The organism is Sphingobacteriales bacterium (assembly GCA_016706405.1).
In the GTDB taxonomy this organism is placed as follows: Bacteria; Bacteroidota; Bacteroidia; order Chitinophagales; family UBA2359; genus BJ6.
Genome location: JADJJT010000003.1, coordinates 782,501 through 801,799, shown reverse-complemented (window position 1 = coordinate 801,799; position 19,299 = coordinate 782,501). Strand labels below are relative to the sequence as shown.

General features: G+C 40.5%; 14 protein-coding genes and 2 pseudogenes (1 of these 16 running past the window's edge). 9 read left to right on the top strand and 7 right to left on the bottom strand.

The annotated features are described in order from the left end of the window. The first annotated feature begins 15 nt into the window (after window positions 1–15). The gene (locus IPI59_15060; GenBank protein ID MBK7528817.1) at window positions 16–1,323 is read left to right on the top strand and encodes an ABC transporter permease; all 1,308 of its coding nucleotides are present in this window, start codon (window positions 16–18) and stop codon (window positions 1,321–1,323) included. Here the strand turns inward: IPI59_15060 and IPI59_15055 are convergent. The 6 genes from IPI59_15055 to IPI59_15030 form a co-directional block, all read right to left on the bottom strand. Further along, window positions 1,312–3,045, bottom strand: coding sequence for a right-handed parallel beta-helix repeat-containing protein (locus tag IPI59_15055; GenBank protein ID MBK7528816.1), 1,734 nt, complete (start codon window positions 3,043–3,045; stop codon window positions 1,312–1,314). The genes IPI59_15060 and IPI59_15055 overlap by 12 nt on opposite strands. 43 nt (window positions 3,046–3,088) lie before the next feature. Next, window positions 3,089–3,274 (bottom strand): hypothetical protein, encoded by a 186-nt coding sequence (locus tag IPI59_15050; protein MBK7528815.1) that lies wholly within the window; start codon window positions 3,272–3,274, stop codon window positions 3,089–3,091. Window positions 3,275–3,291: 17 nt separating this feature from the next. After that, on the bottom strand, window positions 3,292–3,603 hold the full coding sequence (locus IPI59_15045) for a hypothetical protein (GenBank protein ID MBK7528814.1): 312 nt from the start codon (window positions 3,601–3,603) through the stop codon (window positions 3,292–3,294). 220 nt (window positions 3,604–3,823) lie between these two features. Beyond that, on the bottom strand, window positions 3,824–6,718 hold the full coding sequence (locus IPI59_15040) for a hypothetical protein (protein ID MBK7528813.1): 2,895 nt from the start codon (window positions 6,716–6,718) through the stop codon (window positions 3,824–3,826). 112 nt (window positions 6,719–6,830) lie between these two features. Beyond that, entirely contained in the window at window positions 6,831–7,580 is a 750-nt protein-coding gene (locus tag IPI59_15035; protein MBK7528812.1) for a hypothetical protein, read from the bottom strand. A 102-nt stretch (window positions 7,581–7,682) separates the two neighbouring features. After that, the gene (locus tag IPI59_15030; GenBank protein ID MBK7528811.1) at window positions 7,683–8,555 is read right to left on the bottom strand and encodes a hypothetical protein; all 873 of its coding nucleotides are present in this window, start codon (window positions 8,553–8,555) and stop codon (window positions 7,683–7,685) included. An 814-nt stretch (window positions 8,556–9,369) separates the two neighbouring features. Between IPI59_15030 and kynU the strand changes: the two genes are divergently transcribed. From kynU to IPI59_14990, 8 genes and pseudogenes are all read left to right on the top strand, one after another. Next, window positions 9,370–10,689 (top strand): kynureninase, encoded by a 1,320-nt coding sequence (gene kynU, locus IPI59_15025; protein MBK7528810.1) that lies wholly within the window; start codon window positions 9,370–9,372, stop codon window positions 10,687–10,689. Window positions 10,690–10,814: 125 nt separating this feature from the next. Continuing rightward, complete coding sequence (locus IPI59_15020) at window positions 10,815–11,300, top strand: hypothetical protein (protein MBK7528809.1); 486 nt, start codon at window positions 10,815–10,817, stop codon at window positions 11,298–11,300. Between the two features lie 222 nt (window positions 11,301–11,522). Then, the gene (locus tag IPI59_15015; GenBank protein ID MBK7528808.1) at window positions 11,523–13,730 is read left to right on the top strand and encodes a TonB-dependent receptor; all 2,208 of its coding nucleotides are present in this window, start codon (window positions 11,523–11,525) and stop codon (window positions 13,728–13,730) included. Window positions 13,731–14,004: 274 nt separating this feature from the next. Then, complete coding sequence (locus IPI59_15010) at window positions 14,005–14,598, top strand: Crp/Fnr family transcriptional regulator (protein MBK7528807.1); 594 nt, start codon at window positions 14,005–14,007, stop codon at window positions 14,596–14,598. A 74-nt stretch (window positions 14,599–14,672) separates the two neighbouring features. Further along, window positions 14,673–15,554: pseudogene (locus IPI59_15005) on the top strand (pirin family protein). 2 nt (window positions 15,555–15,556) lie between these two features. Next, window positions 15,557–16,145 (top strand): annotated as a pseudogene (locus IPI59_15000) (DUF1211 domain-containing protein). Window positions 16,146–16,814: 669 nt separating this feature from the next. Next, window positions 16,815–18,353: a sodium-dependent transporter gene (locus tag IPI59_14995; protein MBK7528806.1), complete on the top strand. Its 1,539-nt coding sequence runs from the start codon at window positions 16,815–16,817 to the stop codon at window positions 18,351–18,353. Between the two features lie 30 nt (window positions 18,354–18,383). After that, window positions 18,384–18,533, top strand: a complete 150-nt coding sequence (locus tag IPI59_14990; protein MBK7528805.1) for a hypothetical protein — start codon at window positions 18,384–18,386, stop codon at window positions 18,531–18,533. Window positions 18,534–18,877: 344 nt separating this feature from the next. On the opposite strand, the gene IPI59_14985 is transcribed toward IPI59_14990, so the two are convergent. Beyond that, window positions 18,878–19,299, bottom strand: the 3' portion of a protein-coding gene (locus IPI59_14985; GenBank protein MBK7528804.1) for a hypothetical protein. The gene runs 127 nt beyond the window's last position; 422 of the gene's 549 nt are visible here — the last part of the coding sequence; its start codon lies beyond the right edge, outside the window; its stop codon occupies window positions 18,878–18,880.

The following is a 19,299-nucleotide window of genomic DNA, read 5'->3' as shown; positions in this document are numbered from 1 at the left end:
ATATATTGTATAATTATGTTCTTCGGAAAAAAACAAACCAAGCGTATCGAGCAAGCCCTGCAGCAACAAAAACCTACTGATCAAAGTTTTGGGGCGAATGTAAAAAGGCAGTTCCGCAAAAATAAATTAGCCGTTTGGTCACTGCGGTTTTTTTATGTGTTAATTTGTATCGCCATTTTTGCCGACTTTATTGCCAACGAGCGTCCTATTATTTGCAAATTAGATGGGCAAATACATTTTCCGGTGCTTAAACAATATGCCGTAAATTTGGGCATAACCGCTTGGGATGAAAAATTTGTTGTAAAGTGCTGGGACGAACATAATTATGACTGGGCTTGGTTTGCCCTTATTCCTTATTCGGCTACCACTTTAGACAAAAAAAACCGCGATTTTGTTAGTCCGTTTGGCAAACAAGACCTAAAATCGTGGCGTTGGCGGCATTGGATAGGCACCGACGAACTTGGGCGCGATGTTGCCGCCGGAATGATTGCAGGCACTCGTATTGCAATGATGGTAGGTATTGTTGCTATGTCTATCGCAACTTTAATTGGGGTAATTTTAGGTGCTATGGCGGGGTATTTTGGCGATACTCGGTTTGCTGTTTCGCGCGTTCGTATAATTTTGACTTTGTTGGGTATATTCATCGGTTTTTTTTATGGCTTTATTGCCCGCGGAAACGCTTTTACCGATGGTTTTTTTAGTGCAATTTTATCCGGATTTTTTATTTTTATTGCTTGTATTGCGCTTGCCAATTTGATTGTCGTTCCGCTAAAAAAAATACCCGTTCTTGCTAAAAAAATACCTATTGCCATCGATATTTTAGTGATGCGCCTCATTGAAGTTTTAAATGCCATCCCCGGATTATTGCTCATTTTGTCTATCGTTGCCTTAACCAAGCCTTCTATTTTTAACGTTATGATTATTATTGGTTTAATTTCGTGGACAAGTATTGCCCGTTTTATGCGTGCCGAATTGCTGCGCGTGCGCAGTTTAGAGTATATAGAAGCGGCGCAGGCAATGGGTTTTCCGGAGTTGCGCATAATTTTGCGCCATGCTATACCCAATGCCTTAACGCCCGTATTAATTACAATTGCTTTTGGTATTGCCTCGGCCATTTTAACCGAAGCATTTTTGTCGTTTTTGGGTATAGGCGTTGCCGCCGAAGAAGTTACATGGGGGTCGTTGTTAAATTTAGCCCGAGCCAATTTTAAAGCATGGTGGTTGGCATTATTCCCCGGATTAGCTATATTTTTTACGGTAACTATTTTTAATCTCATAGGCGAGGGGCTAACCGACGCCCTTGACCCGCGCTTAAAACAATAAAACCTGTTTTTTGCTTATTACTTGCCCGTTTGCCAAATTACAAACCACAACATATTGCCCGCTTTGAATATTAATTTGGTTAGCACTCGGTTTTAGCGGCAAATTAATTTCAAGCAGGTTGTTTGCATTTACTTTACCTACTAATTGCCCCATCGCATTGTATAAGTGCACTATTTTTATTGGGTGTTTGCTGTTTATTTTTACGTACTTATCAGCTAATTGAGTAATTTTAAGCATGTTTTCTGCTGTTGTTTTTGGGTAAACAGCGCCATAACCTACTTCTAAATTTGAGCCGGTGCCCGCTTTTACCAACGGTTTTATGGGCAAAGGCACACCCGCGCCATACTCGTCAGCACCAATATCCGGAAGATTATCGCGGGTATTGCCATCGTAGTCGTTTGTGGTGCTGCCGGGTACAGCCAAACCTTTGTCAATAGCTGGGCTACTGTTGCTTAAATGGTATTGGGCGTTTAAGGCAGGGTCGGTTTCGTAGCCGTTGGTATCGAAGTTTAAAGTTTTCCATTCATTAAAAGTGTAGGCCGGCCAATTGCCATTATACTGAAAACTGGCAGCTCCGGCTTTTTTGAAATATATGTTATTGCTAATTTCAGTATTTCCGGATAAAGAATTTTCGCGCACCTCTGCGGTATAATCTTCATCACCCGTTCCCGATTGGTCAATAAAAATATTGTTAAACACCTTTACGTTATTATTGGCAGGGGTAGCTGTATAGGTGTCGCTTACCCAAATACTTGCTGCTGTAAAATAAAGCGGCGCGTGGTACAATTCCGATTTTGTAATAATTGTGTTGTTATAGGCACTACTGTTTTGCGAACCCCAAAAGCCCAATCCGGCGCCACCGGTATTTACAACCATATTATTGCGCACAATGCAATCAATACAATCGTGGTAATTAGGGTTTGTTTTTGTATCAAACCATTCGGCATCGCAATCAAAGCCTACAAAAATGCCACCTTCGCCAATATCCATTAACAAATTACCTTCAATAAGGGCATTTTTTGCGCCGCCTTTAGCGTATAAACCGTTGGTGCTAATATTGTAAAAATAACTATTCCGTACAATCATATTGCTGCCGTTTACGTTGTCTATACCTTCGGCATTAGGGCCTCCGTTTTGCGGTAAATTACTGGGGCCAATCCCCGAGTTGTAAATGGTGCAATTTAAGATGTGGATTTGGTCGCAGCCGGGGGTAATTTTAAGGCAGTCGCGCCCTGTGTCGTGTATCACGCAATTCCGGATAGTAATATTGCGCACCCCATATTGTACACCTAAGCCCCAGTCCCAGTTGGTTTCAAATTTAATACCATAATAATAACCACCTACAATTTCGAGGTTTTCAAGCAATCCGCCTTGCACATCGGGTTCGTTGTACCATATACACGATGAAGCGTCTTCAATATCAGTTGGGGCGGTAATCACAGCCCATTCTCCGGGATAACTTTTTATGGTAATATTGTTTAGCTCAATTCTAATCTCGTCGCTTTCGTAATTGCCATCGCGCAATTGCAGTTCGTCTCCGGCGGTCATATCTTGCAGCGCTCGTTCAACGTTGCGGTAAGGTTTACTAAGACTGCCATTGCCGGTATTGTCGTTGCCCGATGGCGAGCAGTAATATATTGCACCAAAAGCTTGATGGTTATTGATGCCAACTAAAGTAAGTAAAGAAAATAGTAATAGTATTGGAAGCAGACTATGTTTCATAAATTATGGATAATTGATAATTGAAAATTGTATTTGGTGGTTCTTATTTTTTATAAACCTCTTTTATATGGCCTCCCGAAACTGTGTTGTTGCCATCGTTTAAATCGTTTACTTCGTAAATAAGCTTACAATGTTTGTCAAACGATTCTAAAATAAGGCTTTTATCGGTTGCGGTGGTAACCAAACGAAACAAAGCCCCCTGTGTGCCGTCTGAATTTGGAAAGTACAAATCTAAAGCGTTTGGTTCTAAGGTGGCATATTGCCATTTGCAGTAAAAGTACTGCCGTCAATAGAGGAAGAGGTAAAACTGCCCTCATTTGTTTTACTACCTTCATTAAAGGTGATAAACATTTGACCATCTCCTTCAATTTTTCCGGATTGAACATGGCCATCTGCAAATTTTAACTCAACCGAACTATATTCAAGTATCCATTTACCTAAAAATGGCAGTTTTGTAGATGGTTGTGGTTCGTCGGGGTCGGTACTGTTTTTTTCGCAGGCAAATAAGGCAAAACAAATTAAAAATAAGGGCAATAAAAAATTACTACGTGCAAACATATTACGTTTTTTGGGAGTGGAAATAATACAAATGATTGACAACACAAAAATAGGTTCACGTCCACACCTTATCCAAAGAAAAAAAATGCAAAAAATAGCGTAAAACAAGCCCCTGTTTACACGTTAAACCTATACGGTGTAAGGCTCTTGAGCTGAAAACTACTCATTGAAAAACAGAAGTTTCTATTTTGTAATTTGCTTTATAAGAACTAAGTTTTGCTTACCATATTGTTACCGGAATCGTTTTTTTAGCCTTATTTGTGTATAAGGTTATATAATGTACGCCCTTTGCCCAATCGCAGGTGGTAATTGGTATGTTGTATTGCCCACTGCCCGAACTTGTTTGCCATAGTTGTTGTTGCTGGCCATTGCCCGATGTTGCAATTACTTTTGCTTGCTTATTGTTTTCGGGTAAACGAATCGAGAGGGTAAACTGCCCGTTATTATTGCTAACCAAATTAGGGTAAGCTTTTAACTCAATATTTGGTGCGGGGGTATTAAGTGGCGGTTTTACACCCACATTCCAGTCGGCGGGGGTATTAGCACTATAAACGCCATTGCCATGCGTGCCAACCACAATCAGGCTGTCCACAGAGCGGCTGTCAATCATTTCAACAACAGTTTGACCTATACTTTCAGAGGCCAGGTGTTGCCATTCGGTATTAAGGCCATCAAGCGTGTTAGTGTAGTACAAACCAACGCTGGTGCCCAAAAAATAAGCACTGCTATCTGCACCAAGCGGCATAACATGAAGCCAGCGCAGCGAGGGGCCGGCCCCTGTGCCTACGCTATTCGACTCTAAATTGCCAGCTACTTTATCCCATGTTTCGCCGCCATTTTCTGAGTAAAACAAGCTATAAACGCCGTAGTTCGAGAAAACTACAAATACTTTATCGGCATCGCGGGGGTCGGTGGCTACACAACTTACGTTGCCCTTTTGTGGAAAGGCCGTACCGGTAATTTCGACCATTTTAGGCAAGCCCGACAGCGCATTATCAACCCTATAAACGCGCCTACCACCTGATGCCGGCGTAAAACTATCAACGCCGGTGCCAATATATAAACGGTGAGCAGGTTTGGTGCTGCAAGTAATAGCCGATATCCGGGTGTTGGCAAAACCAATAGTATCGGGCAAATTACCCCAGTTTAAAGCTGTTGAGTCGAATTTGTTGTTAAACGGAATAACATCAGTGCCGTAGTTTACCCAAATCCGGTGAGCCGTAGGTACGTATAAAACTTCATTTTTTACCGGATCCATCATAAAAGGATTAATAAATAAATAATCCTCTTCTGCGGGGCCAATGGGGTCAACCCTTACAAAATCGGTCATATTGCCGGCTTCATCTAATTTAATTTTAATAATTTTGCCGCCATTGGTCGAAAAATAAAAATATTGCCCATTGTCTGGAACAAAACACCAGGCGCCGTCGTAGTTAAACGACAAAGGCCAATAAAAGGTAGGGTCGGCGCTGCCGGTGTAGCGGGTGCCGTTATCTTGCAAGCCACCTATAATTATATTGTTAGGTATGGCATGGTTAATAGCTACAGTATAAAATTGAGTGGTTATATAGCCATTGTTAATATTGTCCCATTCAACGGTATCGGCAAAAAAGTTGTTAGTGCGATAAAGGCCACCATCGTTGCCATTTATCAGTGTGTTTGGCTCGTTTGGATGAAATAATACCACGTGTTGGTCGGGGTGGTGGTTCTCCCACGATAAAAATAGGGGCAAATCAGTTGATTCGCCATAGCCGCCCAGAATGCGGGAATTATTTGGGGTAGTAAACCCATCAGTTGAGCGGTAAAGGTTAGTACCGCCAATAACAATCACATTGGGATCGTGGGGGCTAACAGCAATTAATAAATTATAGCCGCCTTGTACGTTAAAATCGTCAAATCGGTAAGGACCAACGTATAAATTATCGGATAAGTTTTGCCACGAGCCACCTGCTCCGCTTCCGTTTCCGGATAAATAGGTGTATTTCCAAAGGCTGTTTTGCTCTGGCTCAAACCTATAATTGTAGGTTGTTTTGCCGCCTCCGGGAGTTACACCCAAAAAATAAACATCGTTGGGGTTTTGAGGGCTATAAGCCATGGTAATACGGTTATAAGCTGCCGAAAAATCGGTGGGGGTAATTTTTGTCCAAGTAGTGCCATCGGGGCTTCGCCAAATACCTTTTTCGGTTGCATCATCGCTAAGTGTGGCATAAACAGCCCCTTGCGGCGTACAAATTACCTCGGCAAAATAGGCAGTACTTGCACCTTTGCCTAATACTTTTGTAAAGGTTTGCCCTCCGTTTATACTCCGGTAAATTCCGCCATAGGTGGTAGAGGCGTAAACCACGTCCAACGAGTCCGGAGCTGATACGTCAACAGCCAAACTCCAAACTAAATCCCAAGTAAGGTCAAAAGTTTCAATACTGGCCGATGCCGTTGTTTTTAACGACTCCCAGGTAATGCCGCCATCGATGCTTTTATACATACCATTGCCCAAATAATAAGCACCTACATCGCCGGCCGAGTTGCCGTAGGCTTCGCCGGTGCCGCAGTACCAAGTATTAGTATGTCCGGGCCTAGTGTCTTGTACCAAACAAGTAATTCCCGGATAAGAGTCCGTGCCGTAAACTTTTGTCCACGAATTGCCCGCGTCTTCGCTGCGCCATATCCCACCCGATACACTTCCGGCCAACATAATATTAGGGTCAGTTACATCGAGGGCTAATGCACGGGTGCGCCCACCTATATTGTGCGGCCCGCGCGACAACCATTCTAAGGTGTCAATACCCGAAGCTGTTTTGTTAGAACGATTTTGTTGTTTTTGTTTTAAAGCTTGTACAAAAGCAATTTCTTGTGTGCGTATGCCTGTCGGAATTTTTCCGGTATTGGGGTCGGCAGTGCGCCGGTGTTCCCAAGTAAAACGGGCAAATTTATCTTCTTTGTTGCCAACGCCCAAAGCCGCACCTGTTGTTTGGTAGGTACTGGGTTTTAATGAGGATAACGAGATTGAGTTTTGTACTAACCAGTTTATACCTGTTGCTGCAAAAATGGCAATAGGTATAAGTAGGGCCAATAAAAACCAGTTCTTTTTAGTTGATTTAGGTAAAAGTGAAGGCATAATTTTCGTTTAGAGATGATTAGTTGGATAAATGAAGTGCGAAAATTAGCAAATACTATTTATTATCGGGCTATTTTTTCCGGAATTAGGCTTAAAAACACCTTAAAAATGACTACGAAGTCCATTGGTTGTTAATAATGCCAACTAAGTAATATTGATTTTCATATAGTTCAAAAACCAAACAAATACTTTGCCAGTCCATGCCGCCATATTTTTCCGAGCCATCCATATAATATTCAACTTGAAGTGTGTTAGGGTAAATTTTATTTCGATTATTGATGCTGTTACCCGTGCCAATAACCTCGTTATAACCAATTTTAGTGGCGTTACGGTAAAAATCTTTCCGGATAAGGTGTTTGGAAAAATAGTCGTTAATAGTAAATTTCATAGGTTCGCCACTGCCATCGTAGTAGCCCCACTGATATTTACGAGGTTCGCTTGCGGCACGTGCTAACTGTTGCCCCGAAATAACAATATCGTTTTTTAAATCAACATGAGCATAAGGCGAAAAACGCAGGCCTTTTTGCGGATGAATATAAGGTTCTAATTTTTGGTAGTCGTGTTTTACTAATAACGACAGGGCTTCGTTGGCACGGCGGGTAATGACTTGTTTTATTTCGGCTGGGGTTAGTTGCGCGGTGGGTTTTTGTAATAAAACTGTTTCGGGTTTAGGCGGGGGCAATGCCTTGTTTGCTGGTGTTGCATTGGTGTCGGCATTATTGGCAGTATTGGTACTGACGTTTGGTGTGGTTGGTGCCACGTTGTTGTTGGTATTGGCAGGTGTTTTGGGCTGCTTGTTGCAGGCAATTAAACTTAGAGCAATTAAACAAATGCTTAAAACGTGGCGGAATTGAAGGCGCATAGTATGGTTGGAGATTAAGGATTGTTGGTGAAAAATAAATATCATACAGACTTAGAGGTTAAATTAGTATTTAGGTAAAAAAGTTCAATTCAAAATTACTGTTTAATCTTCAAAAGATTGTGGCAAAACCAAGTTTGTCAAATTATAAAGCAGCATATAATCAAGGCCGTTGTATTGTCCGGGTACTTTGGGCGGTATTTGCCCAAACTGGTGTGCCTTGCTACTGCCCCAACGACTTGGAGCTGCCCAGCCATTGGGGCCTATTTCGTCGGTATCTATGCTTGGGCTTAGATAATATTGCATCGTATTATTTTGAGTTTCCATGAAGTTAAACGGGCCTTGTGCAGGGGCGGTATTTAATAGTTGCTTAATTTCATTAATTTGTTTTGTTGAAAAGGCTTTTTTGTGATTTTTTTCGTTTTGTTCGCCATGCACCAACCAATAACTAAGCGCATATACTGGCCAATTACGGGCAAAGGCAAATTTTACAAACGCTTTTGGATTGCGGTTGTTTATTTGTGGTGATATACCACTTGCCGCAGCTATTGCTGTTTTCATGTGGCAATTATAGGTGCTCAAGCAAAGCCTATTGTTTGTTAATTGCCAGCCGCATTGCCCTTGACATGGAATATTGCGTGTAGTGTCGCCAACAATAAAATCGGCAGCTTTTACTATGGCATAACCAAACCCATAAAAATTGCCCCAATGTTGGCATTGCTGCCCCGTTACTGGGTTATAAGCAGGCCCATGGTTTAATATTCCGCAACCTTCGGCAGGACAGGCATTTAACCAATATTGCCGAAGTGCCTGGGCAATTTGTTTTGTTTTGTGCCTAATTTGAGTTTCGTTTGGCAAACAAGCTTTTATGATAGCTAAACCATGAAGCAAATGAATGGTTTGGTCGAGCGAGGTGTAAAAGCAATACGACGGAGCTTGGCCACAATGAGGGTTTTGGCTGGGGTTTTGTTCGTCCAAATAAACACAGGGCGGATGCCCACAATGCCCCGCAGTCGCTTACGATAAATATACCCGATGATTTTGTAAGAGATAGAGCGGTATCCGGTAAAAAATGTTGGGTAAAATAGTTAGGTTGCCCATTTTCTCCGGATAGATAAGATACGTCATCCCGAATAAAAAAACCGTTAATTTCGCCTTTTGGCTCACCAAAATATTGCTCTGCTTTTTCATCTAATCTATAATAGGCATCTAAGGCTAAATTAAGCTCGTGCAGGGTAGCCGCACATTGTTTTGCCTTATTATTTTGCTGATATAAACGTGCTTCGGTAGCCAACACTGCCCAGTAAGTGCCTAAATTAACTTCCGTATCGGCCCAACGGACAGCCGTATTATAGCCATCAAAACTGCGAACATCGGCTGGCAAACAATATCCACCCGCTTCCCAAGGCCAAATTTTTAAGTCGGTGCTATCGGGAACAAATACAAAATAACGCAAGAATCGTTCGCGGTAATTCTCGTATTTCAATTGATTTATCTTGGGTGTTTGCGCTTTTGCCCACAGTATTAAAAATAAAGAAAAATAAGCTACCAAACCAAACCTGAGGTAATTCTTTTGTAAATGACAAGACAACATAAACCCAAAATTAGATACTTTTTATTAGTTGAGGCTAAAAAAATAACAACAGCAACTGAATTTAAAACGAACAACAAACCATGCAATTTATCCGGAACAAAATACGCACTGAAATTAATAAATTTAAACTACCCACCAATAACCAGGCAAATTTCATACCTTTGCCTTTCCTAAATAAACAAGCATACACTATTTGTTATGTTGCCAGCTTATAAATTTACAGCTCAATACGCCCAAAACTTAGACGAAGCCGACGCACTGCACAATTACGCCAAATTATTTCATATACCCAAGCAGCCGAATGGCAATTTGGTGCATTATTTTTGTGGCAACTCATTAGGATTACAACCCGTTACCACCCGCGAATATATTGCAGATGAGCTTACTGATTGGGCAAATTTAGGTGTTGAAGGCCATTTTGAAGGTAAAAATCCATGGTTTTATTACCATCATTTTTTAACCCAGGCTACTGCAAACTTAGTGGGTGCAAAACCTCACGAGGTGGTAGTAATGAACGCCTTAACCGTAAATTTACATTTGTTGATGGCCAGTTTTTACCGCCCAACACCCCAGCGATATAAAATTATTATTGAGTCGCCCGCCTTCCCTTCCGATAAATATGCCGTTGCCAGCCAGGCAGCCTTTCATGGTTTTGACCCCCATGATGCCGTTATAGAAATACAACCCCTGCCCGGAGAAAACACACTTACAACCCAACAAATTTGTGCTACTATCAATCAACATAAAGATACGGTGGCCTTAGTATTGTTTGGTGCTGTTAATTATTATACAGGGCAATGGTTTGAGATGGAAAAAATTACGCAGGCTGCCCACGCAGCAGGGGCTTATGCCGGATGGGATTGCGCCCACGCTACAGGAAATGTACCACTTTTGTTAAACCAATGGGGTGTAGATTTTGCCGCTTGGTGTGGTTACAAATACTTAAACAGTGGACCCGGAGGCGTTAGCGGCGTTTTTGTTCACGAAAAACATGGCTTAAACACACAAAATCCCTTGCCCCGCTTTGCCGGATGGTGGGGAAACGATGAAAAGCAACGCTTTACCATGCCCCCAAACTTTGAACCCCAAGCCGGTGCCGCCGGATGGCAATTAAGCAATGCCCCAGTTTTGCCCATGGCTGCTCACCGCGCCGCCCTCGAAATTTTTGACCGCGCGGGCATCGAAAACCTACGAACAAAAAGTATTCAACTAACAAATTATTTAGACTTTTGTATTGCTCAAATTAACGCCCAGTACCCAAGTAATTTGCCGCCGCCTTTACAAATAATAACCCCCAATGATACTGCACAACGAGGCTGCCAACTGTCAATACTAACACAACCTGACTATGGCCGCCAACTATTCGATTACCTAACCCAACAAGGCATAATTGCCGATTGGCGACAACCAAATGTAATTCGGGTTGCACCAGTACCACTTTACAATACTTTTGCCGATGTTTATGCCTTGGCAAATGCTTTGCAAAACGGGCTACGCCAATTCCATAAAACCATTTAATTTAGTTTGCCGCAATTGTTTCCATACCGTCCCTTGTTAGCTATTGTATGTTTACTATTAGTATTGGGCAGCAGTTTGGCCTATTATAGCGTAATAAATTACAATATAGCTGTGTATAAAAACAGTTGGCAAAGACGGGCTTACTATTACGATATTGGCAACCACAAAGAAAAAGAGAAAAAAAAAGGCAGCTTAAAAGTAAATACCCCGACCGGCATATTTGCCTAACTTTACCAGTTACGTATCCGGTAAATTTTGAAATTTATTATCAGGGTAAACTCTACGATGTTGAATACAGGCAACAAGCCGGCGATAGCATAACCTACCATTTATGGCACGATGCCGAAGAACAAGCCTATTTAGAAAAAGAGACCAATTCTTTTGCTCCTTCTAAATCGTCCTCTAAAACTCCGCTATCACACCAAGGGCAAACCCGTGTTTTTCTTCCGGATATGCTTTGGGTTGATGCCTTTTTTTCCGGATACAACTGCTTTAAACCTATAAAGTATCCGGATGATTTAAACCAAATTACTTGTTTTTCCGGATTTTTCCTAAAGGAATTATCGCGCGCACAAACACCACCTTCGCCTCCACCCGAAAATATTAGCTAAAATAGTATTACTACAGCCAAATAAACTTTATTTTACTTTAATCGAGTTTGTTGTAGTTCTTTCGCGTTTTGTTTTCCGTATGCAATAGCATATCTGTTTTAACAAACAGCAATGTAAAGACATCCGGAAATAGACGTGTATTATCTTATTTTATCTAATTCAAAAAAATTATTTATTTCAATGAATAAAAATTATTTCATTAAATTATTTATCATTTGTACGTTGTTTATTTTTTGCTTGCCTACCAAAGCTCAAAATACTTCATCTGACAAGCACGCATCCGATACATCAAAGATGCTAAACGAGGTGGTCATTTCGGGCAATCGTTTTGCCGAGGAACGCCGCAACCTGCCCCAGCAGATTTTGCGTATAGATGCCACCGAAGTAAAAAATACCAATGCACCCACGGCTGCTGAGCTATTGACCGCATCGGGCAAGGTGTTTGTGCAAAAAAGCCAACTTGGGGGCGGAAGCCCTGTTTTGCGTGGCTTTGAAGCGAGCAGAGTTTTACTGGTTTTAGATGGTGTGCGCCTTAATAATGCCATTTACCGCGCCGGCCATTTACAAAACGTATTGCGCATAGACCAAAATCAATTAGACCGCATTGAGGTGGTTTACGGCCCCAGTTCGGTAGCCTACGGTAGCGATGCCTTAGGTGGTGTATTGCATTTTATTACCCGCCGCCCCGCGTTAAACCAAAATGATGGCCTAAAACTCAATGGCCAGGCCTATGCCCGTTACGGAACGGCTGCCAACGAGCTTACAGTAAATGCCAACTTTAATTACGGAGCCAAAAAATGGGCAGGCATTACAAGCGCTACCGTTAGCAGCTTTGACGACTTGCGCCAAGGCAAAAATGCCAATTTTTTATACAAAAATGCCAACGATAGCCTTTGGGCTTGTTATGATTATGCTGCTCGAATTAATGATGTGGATACTACATTGATTAACGATGACCCTTTGCGGCAAATTGCATCCGGATACAAGCAATATAATTTTACGCAAAAATTCCGGATACAGGCCAATGAGCAGATTTCACACAATTTTCAGGTTTATTATAGCACCACTAATAACATACCGCGCTACGACCGCCTAAGCGAACGAAAAGGGGGCCTGCCCCGCCGTGCTGTTTGGTATTACGGACCCGAAAAAGCGCTGCTGGCTAATTACCAATTCAGAGCGGTGCAGGTTGGTTTTGCCGATGAAACTGCATTTACCTTATCATACCAAAACATCAAAGAAAGCAGGCATGACCGCAATTTTAACTCGTCGTTTCAAAATAACAGAAATGAAAACGTGAAAGTAATTTTTGCCGATGCCGATGCTAAAAAAACTTTAGGCACACATACCCTTAGTTTTGGACTTGAAGCCGCTTGGAACGATGTGCGTTCAACTGCTAACAAGGTGCATGTAAAAACCGGCGAAGTACAGCCACAAAGTACCCGTTACCCGTCGGGCGGCAGCCAATACACTTCGGCGGCGGCCTATGCTTTTGACCATTGGCGTTTAAGCGATAACTGGCGTTTACAAGGCGGTCTTAGATACACCATTACCCAAATAAAGGCCAATTTTGACGATACCACTTTTTATAAATTAGATGTGGGTGAGGTAAAACAAAATAATGGCGCGCTTAGTGGTTCGTTGGGTTTGGTGTATAATACCCAAAATGGCTGGCATATTGCCGGACTGTTTTCGACTGGGTTTAGAGTGCCAAATATTGATGATATGGGCAAAGTTTTTGATAGCGAGCCGGGTGCAGTTGTAGTTCCTAATCCGGATATTAAACCCGAATACACTAAAAACTTTGAACTTAACTTGCGTAAAACCATCAACAACAAATTTGATGTCGAAGTTGTAGGATTTTATACTTTGCTCACCAATGCCATTAATACTGCGCCATTTACCTTCAATGGGCAAGATAGTATTATGTACGATGATGTTATGAGTGTGGTAACCGCCAATCAAAACGCGCAAAAGGGTTACGTGTATGGTACCAGTTGGGCTTTGGCTTGGCAGTTTGCTGACCAATGGCGGTTTAATACCATGCTTAGCACCACCTATGGACGGGTAAAACGCAAGGAGGCTACCGATTTTGTGCCACTTGACCACGTTGCACCGTTATTTGGTAAAACCGAAATTAGCTGGAATACACGCGATAAAAAACTTAACACAGCCTTTTATATGCTTTACAACGGATGGAAACATATTGAAGACTATAATCCCTATGGTGAGGACAACGAAGAATCTGCCACCGCCGAGGGTATGCCTGCCTGGATGACGTTTAACTTGCGTGCATCATACCAGTTGTTAAAAGCCTTAGAATTACAAGTAGGCATTGAAAATCTACTCGATACCCGCTACCGCCATTTTGCCTCGGGCATTAGTGCACCCGGACGCAATATAGTGGTATGTTTGCGAACTGACTTTTAAAAAGTATAATAATCGGTTACTAAGTTTTAGTTTTTTAAGATTTAGTAACCGATTCTTTTTTCAAAGTTAATTTATTTTTAACTGAACATACAAAACAATCTTTACAAGGGTATTATACGGATTTATAAGAAGATTATAATTTTGTGGAAGGTTTTGCCTTTAACCCTATTCATTCATCCGGATTTATTAAAGCACAAAAAAAGCAAAACCTCAAATTGCCACTGTTTGAAACTTATGCTGTAAATTTGTTGAACTAAGAAATATTTCGTAAACTATGAACAGATTTACATTAATAGATTATTTGACTTCGAACAGCGACCTTGACAAGGAAACTATTGGACAAATTATTTTAAATTGTAAAAGTTCGACGTTCGCTAAAAATGAATTTCTCTTAAGAGCAGGTGAGTTTTGTAAGCATAGTTTTTTTGTTGAAAGTGGTTTATTGCGGCAATATTCAATAGACGACAAAGGTAAAGAGCACATCATCCAATTTGCACCCGAAAGTTGGTTTGTATCAGACAGAGAGAGTGTTTATTTCAAGCAGCCATCTTCTTTTTTTATACAAGCTATTGAACCGACAACGGTTTACCTACTTGACGAGCAACTTATATTGCAACTTTCAAAGACAAATCAAAGTTTTTTAGAGTTTAACAACAAGCTATTACATAATCATATCAGACATTTACAAAAGAGAATTAATAGCCTTTTAGGGGCAAGTGCCGAAGAACGCTATTTAGATTTTATAAAAATTTATCCCGACCTAACACTTCGCGTGCCACAAATATTAATTGCTTCTTATTTGGGTATTACACCAGAAAGTTTGAGCAGAGTAAGAAAAGATTTGGCAACAAAATATTTCAAAAAATGACTTCTTACCATACATCAATGCACAGTATTTTAAATGCCCATACCTTTGTACCATAATTTTAAAATAATTAAATAATGGCAACAAAATCAGTAGAATTAGTAGCAAGTCCAAGAGAACCACATTTTGTTGGTGATGGATTTAGAGTACACAATTTTATACCAAGTGCTTACAGACTTGATATGCAACGAATGAATCCAATTATTATGATGGATTACAATTCCAAATATTATTTTGAACCAAGCGATATACCAAGAGGTGTTGGCGTTCACCCGCATCGTGGTTTTGAAACGGTAACTATTGCCTACAAAGGCAAAGTAGAGCACCACGATAGTAGCGGAGGTGGCGGTATTATTGGCGAGGGCGATGTGCAATGGATGACCGCCGCAAGTGGTGTTTTGCACAAAGAATTTCACGAAAAAGAATGGAGTAAAAAAGGAGGCGATTTTCAGATGGGTACAACTTTGGGTAAACTTACCAGCCAAAGACAAAATGAGTGTAAGCCAAAATATCAATCATTAGAAAATGCTACAATAAACAGGTATGTTTTGGAGAATAACTTCGGCGAAATTGAAGTTATAGCAGGAAAACACAAAAATGTAAATGGTAGTGCCGCTACTTTTACGCCCTTACATCTTTTAAATGCAAAACTAAAAAAAGGTGCTAATGAAGATTTTACCTTCCCTAAAAACTACAATACAGCTTTGCTTGTAATTGAAGGAAGTATAACCGTAAACAACTCAGAACCAGCACCGGTAAACAATTTTGTATTGATGGCTAATGATGGCGAAGATTTTACAATTCAGGCAACAGAAGATGCTATTGTATTAATTTTAAGTGGAGAACCAATCAACGAACCAATTGCCGCGCACGGACCTTTTGTAATGAATACAAGACAGGAATTGATACAAGCGTTTGACGATTTTAATAAAGGTAAATTTGGCTATTTAGAAGAATAATTATGAAAACAGGAAGATTAGAAGCTTTTAGCGATGGGGTGCTTGCCATTATTATTACAATTATGGTGCTTGAACTAAAAATACCGGAAGGAGTTAGTTTTAAAGCATTACAACCAATGATGCCTATTTTTGTGTCGTACATTTTGAGCTTTATATATGTAGGTATTTACTGGAACAACCATCACCTTTGTAAAAGGGCTCTTATTACATGCCGTTAATAAAGTAAATGGCACTATTTTATGGGCTAACCTAAATTTGCTCTTTTGGCTTTCACTTTTTCCTTTCACAACTGCTTGGATGGGAGAACATGAATTTCAGCCAAACCCGATAGCATTGTATGGTTTTGTTTTATTTATGGCAGCCTTATCATTCAAAATTCTAATTTTTATTATCCTAAAAAGCGAAGGAAAAAACTCAAATTTAGGGAAAGTATATAGTGGCGACAAACGTATAAATAGCTCATTGGTGCTGTATATTTTAGGCATAGCATTATCTTTTTTTCAACCATTAATTAGTTTTGCTCTTTATTTAATCGTCGCTATAATGTGGATAGTGCCAGACAAAAGAATTGAGAAAATTTTAAAAGAATAAAAAATGGAATCATAAAGCATTTACGCCCGAAGGCAATATTGCCGATGAAACTTTACAGCAACGATTTGAAACCAACCTTTTGGCTTTTATGAACTTGGTTGAAGCAGCTAAACATTACCCATGCTTAAAGGAAGCATGGGTAGAGTTTTTAGGTGAAAAAACAGATGCAATGACCGAGCGCACTGAATAAGGCATTTTCCGGATAAATTGACGCCCTGTCCTTTCTCCGGATAAAATTAAGACAACCCACTTCAAAATATATTTACTCCGGATTTATTAACCGCAAAAAAACAAGGCCATAAATCGCCGCTGTTTAAAGTTAATTGCCTAAATTTGTCGAAAATTAACACGCTTAGGAGATGACCTGACGTACGGCTGTCTAAAAACTTTCAAACAATCCGGATAATATTTTAATGTATTTCGTGATTTGAATGCGCCATCTATGAAATCCGCGCTTCAAAAATAGCAGTTTTAAATAGCCATAAATGCACTTTAAGCCCATTAGTTAAAAATATTATTTTTTAATTATTTTGTAAAAAAAAATAACTATTACAAAAAAAAACTCAACCGAACAAATTAAAGTTACTACTTTTAGGCCTTAATGTAAAACCCCATATTGGCAAGTACGCTATACAGGGAAAAAATAAGTTAGTAACCATAAATATATCAATGACAACAAACAGTACAAACAACGAAGCATGGGGCAGCAGGGTAGGGCTGGTGCTGGCCATGGCGGGCAATGCCGTAGGTTTAGGTAATTTTTTACGGTTTCCGGTACAGGCCATACAAAACGGCGGCGGCTCTTTTATTATTCCCTATTTAGTGTGTTTTTTACTAATGGGCATCCCGCTTTTATTTGTCGAATGGAGTATGGGGCGTTACGGCGGTAAACATGGTCACCACAGTACCCCATTTATTTTAGCCGCTATGGGGGGCAAACAACGCTTATGGAAATATATAGGTGTTTTTGGCATTTTTACCAATTTGGCCGTGGCAGCTTACTACTGCTACCTCGAAAGCTGGACACTTGGCTATATTTACCAATCAGTTATGGGCGAGTTTGGCGGCAAAACAGCCGAGCAGGTAGGCACTATGTTTGATGGCTATGTAAGTTTGCACAATATGATGCCTATTATCTTTTGGCTTCTTTGCCTGTTACTTAATACCTATATTTTGTCGCGCGGGTTAAGTGGTGGTGTTGAGGTGGTAGCCCGCATTGGAATGCCTTTGCTCATTATATTTGGCATATTTTTGGCCATTAAGGCCGTTATGCTTACACCCGGCGTAGATGGCGCTGTTAACCCCGGCACCATGGGGCTTAACTTTTTATGGACACCCGACCTTAGTAGTATTTGGAGTCCAAAAGTTTGGTTGGCTGCAGCCGGGCAAATATTTTTTACTTTATCAGTAGGCATGGGAAGTATCCAATGTTATGCCTCGTATGTGCGCGCTAACGACGATATTGCCTTAAACTCAATGAGTGCCGGATGGATGAACGAGTTTGTAGAAGTTGTATTGGGCAGCGCAATTATTATCCCTATATCGGTAGGTTATTTGGGTATTGATAAAGTAATTGAATTAACACAAAACGGCGGCTTAGGTCTTGGTTTTCGCACTTTGCCTTATTTGTTCCAGCAATGGGGGCCATTTTTAGCCTTAATATCAAGTGTTATGTGGTTTGGATTGCTGTTTTTTGCCGGCATAACTTCCTCTTTGGCTATGGGTACACCGTGTATGGGATTTATGCAAGACGAGTTTGGCTGGAAACGCGAACCATCTGCCTGGGCGTTTGGGGCGGTAGTGCTTGTATTGGGCTTGCCCACCGTATTGTTTTTTAACGAAGGCGTTTTTGACGAGTTCGACTATTGGGCCGGAACTGTTTCGTTGGTAGTATTTGCGCTCTTCGAAATCATTTTATTTGCCTGGATATTTGGCATCAATAAAGGTTGGGACGAACTTAACCGCGGAGCCGACATAAAAATTCCCGAAGTTTTTAAAATTGTCATAAAATATATTACACCACTATTTTTATTGGCTGTATTTGTATTTAGCTTGCCCGATCTTTTTAAAAAAATAACCGACTTCTCAAGCCCCTACGTAGTAGCTTCGCGCTTATTATTGCTGGCCGTATTTGTTGGTGTAGCTTATTTAGTGCGCGTTGCTTATTATAAACGACTAAAACAAGGAAGACCTATTACAACAGAATAAAAAGAATAAAATAACAATAATATAAATTATATGAATACATCTGCTTTATTAATGATGCTGTTTTCAATGGGTTTGGTTACGGTTGCTACCGTTTACTTTTTTTATAAAATGTTAGTAACCCCACCCAATCCGGATCATACCCCCGACAGCGAAAAACCCTTTATGGACTTGTCGAAATAATTTAATACTTATTTGCGCTGAATAGGATAAATCCATAATTGAATAAATAAAAATGCCCGCATACAGAACTTGTACTGTATGCGGGTATTGTGTTAATACTTGTTAGTTAGTGGTTGTTTGAGTATAATTGAAGACAAACATGATTTTAGAACTTCGTTTTTTTGTCTCTGTTATCCGGAACTAAATGACCACAAGAGCAAAATTGATTCTAACATAATTTTTTTTCCTCCGGATATTAGATATCAGAAATACCCAACACCTTTGAGAAAAAAATACCGTTATCCGGAAAATATAAAATATTCCACCAGATAACGGTAAACATCTTTAAAAATTAGGGCATCAAACTATTCAGTCACTACATTCTCGCTTTTAGTCGCTTCGCCATTATTAAGTTTGTCTATCTTTTTTTCAAGTTTTTTAACACGTTTCAACAGTTTTTTATACTCTTTACGGCTGGGGGTGTCAAAGCGCGCCCGAATTTCGGAGGCAACTTTCTGAATCTTTTTTTGCAAGCGTTCTTTGGCGGTGGCGGCTTCCTCTTTAAGTTCGGCAACGGCTTCTTCGGGGTTATCGGCAGCTTCTTTAGCTTTGGCACCAAAGGCCTTAGCCTTACCACCAAAAGTACTAACCGAATCTTCAACTCTGTTTTTGGCCAAACTTACCAATTCCATACCAGCCTCCACAATAGTTTTTACCAAACCTTGGGCAGAAGTCCGAAACTCTTCAAATTCTTCTTTCATTTTTTTCGAAGCATCTTTTATGTTTT

Bases quoted from the DNA above. Each gene is read 5' to 3' on its own strand.
- IPI59_14995 (MBK7528806.1), top strand. From the start codon at position 16,815: ATGACAACAAACAGTACAAACAACGAAGCATGGGGCAGCAGGGTAGGG.
- kynU (MBK7528810.1), top strand. From the start codon at position 9,370: ATGTTGCCAGCTTATAAATTTACAGCTCAATACGCCCAAAACTTAGAC.
- IPI59_15055 (MBK7528816.1), bottom strand. From the start codon at position 3,045: ATGAAACATAGTCTGCTTCCAATACTATTACTATTTTCTTTACTTACT.
- IPI59_15035 (MBK7528812.1), bottom strand. From the start codon at position 7,580: ATGCGCCTTCAATTCCGCCACGTTTTAAGCATTTGTTTAATTGCTCTA.
- IPI59_15040 (MBK7528813.1), bottom strand. From the start codon at position 6,718: ATGCCTTCACTTTTACCTAAATCAACTAAAAAGAACTGGTTTTTATTG.
- IPI59_15045 (MBK7528814.1), bottom strand. From the start codon at position 3,603: ATGTTTGCACGTAGTAATTTTTTATTGCCCTTATTTTTAATTTGTTTT.
- IPI59_15060 (MBK7528817.1), top strand. From the start codon at position 16: ATGTTCTTCGGAAAAAAACAAACCAAGCGTATCGAGCAAGCCCTGCAG.
- IPI59_15010 (MBK7528807.1), top strand. From the start codon at position 14,005: ATGAACAGATTTACATTAATAGATTATTTGACTTCGAACAGCGACCTT.
- IPI59_14990 (MBK7528805.1), top strand. From the start codon at position 18,384: ATGAATACATCTGCTTTATTAATGATGCTGTTTTCAATGGGTTTGGTT.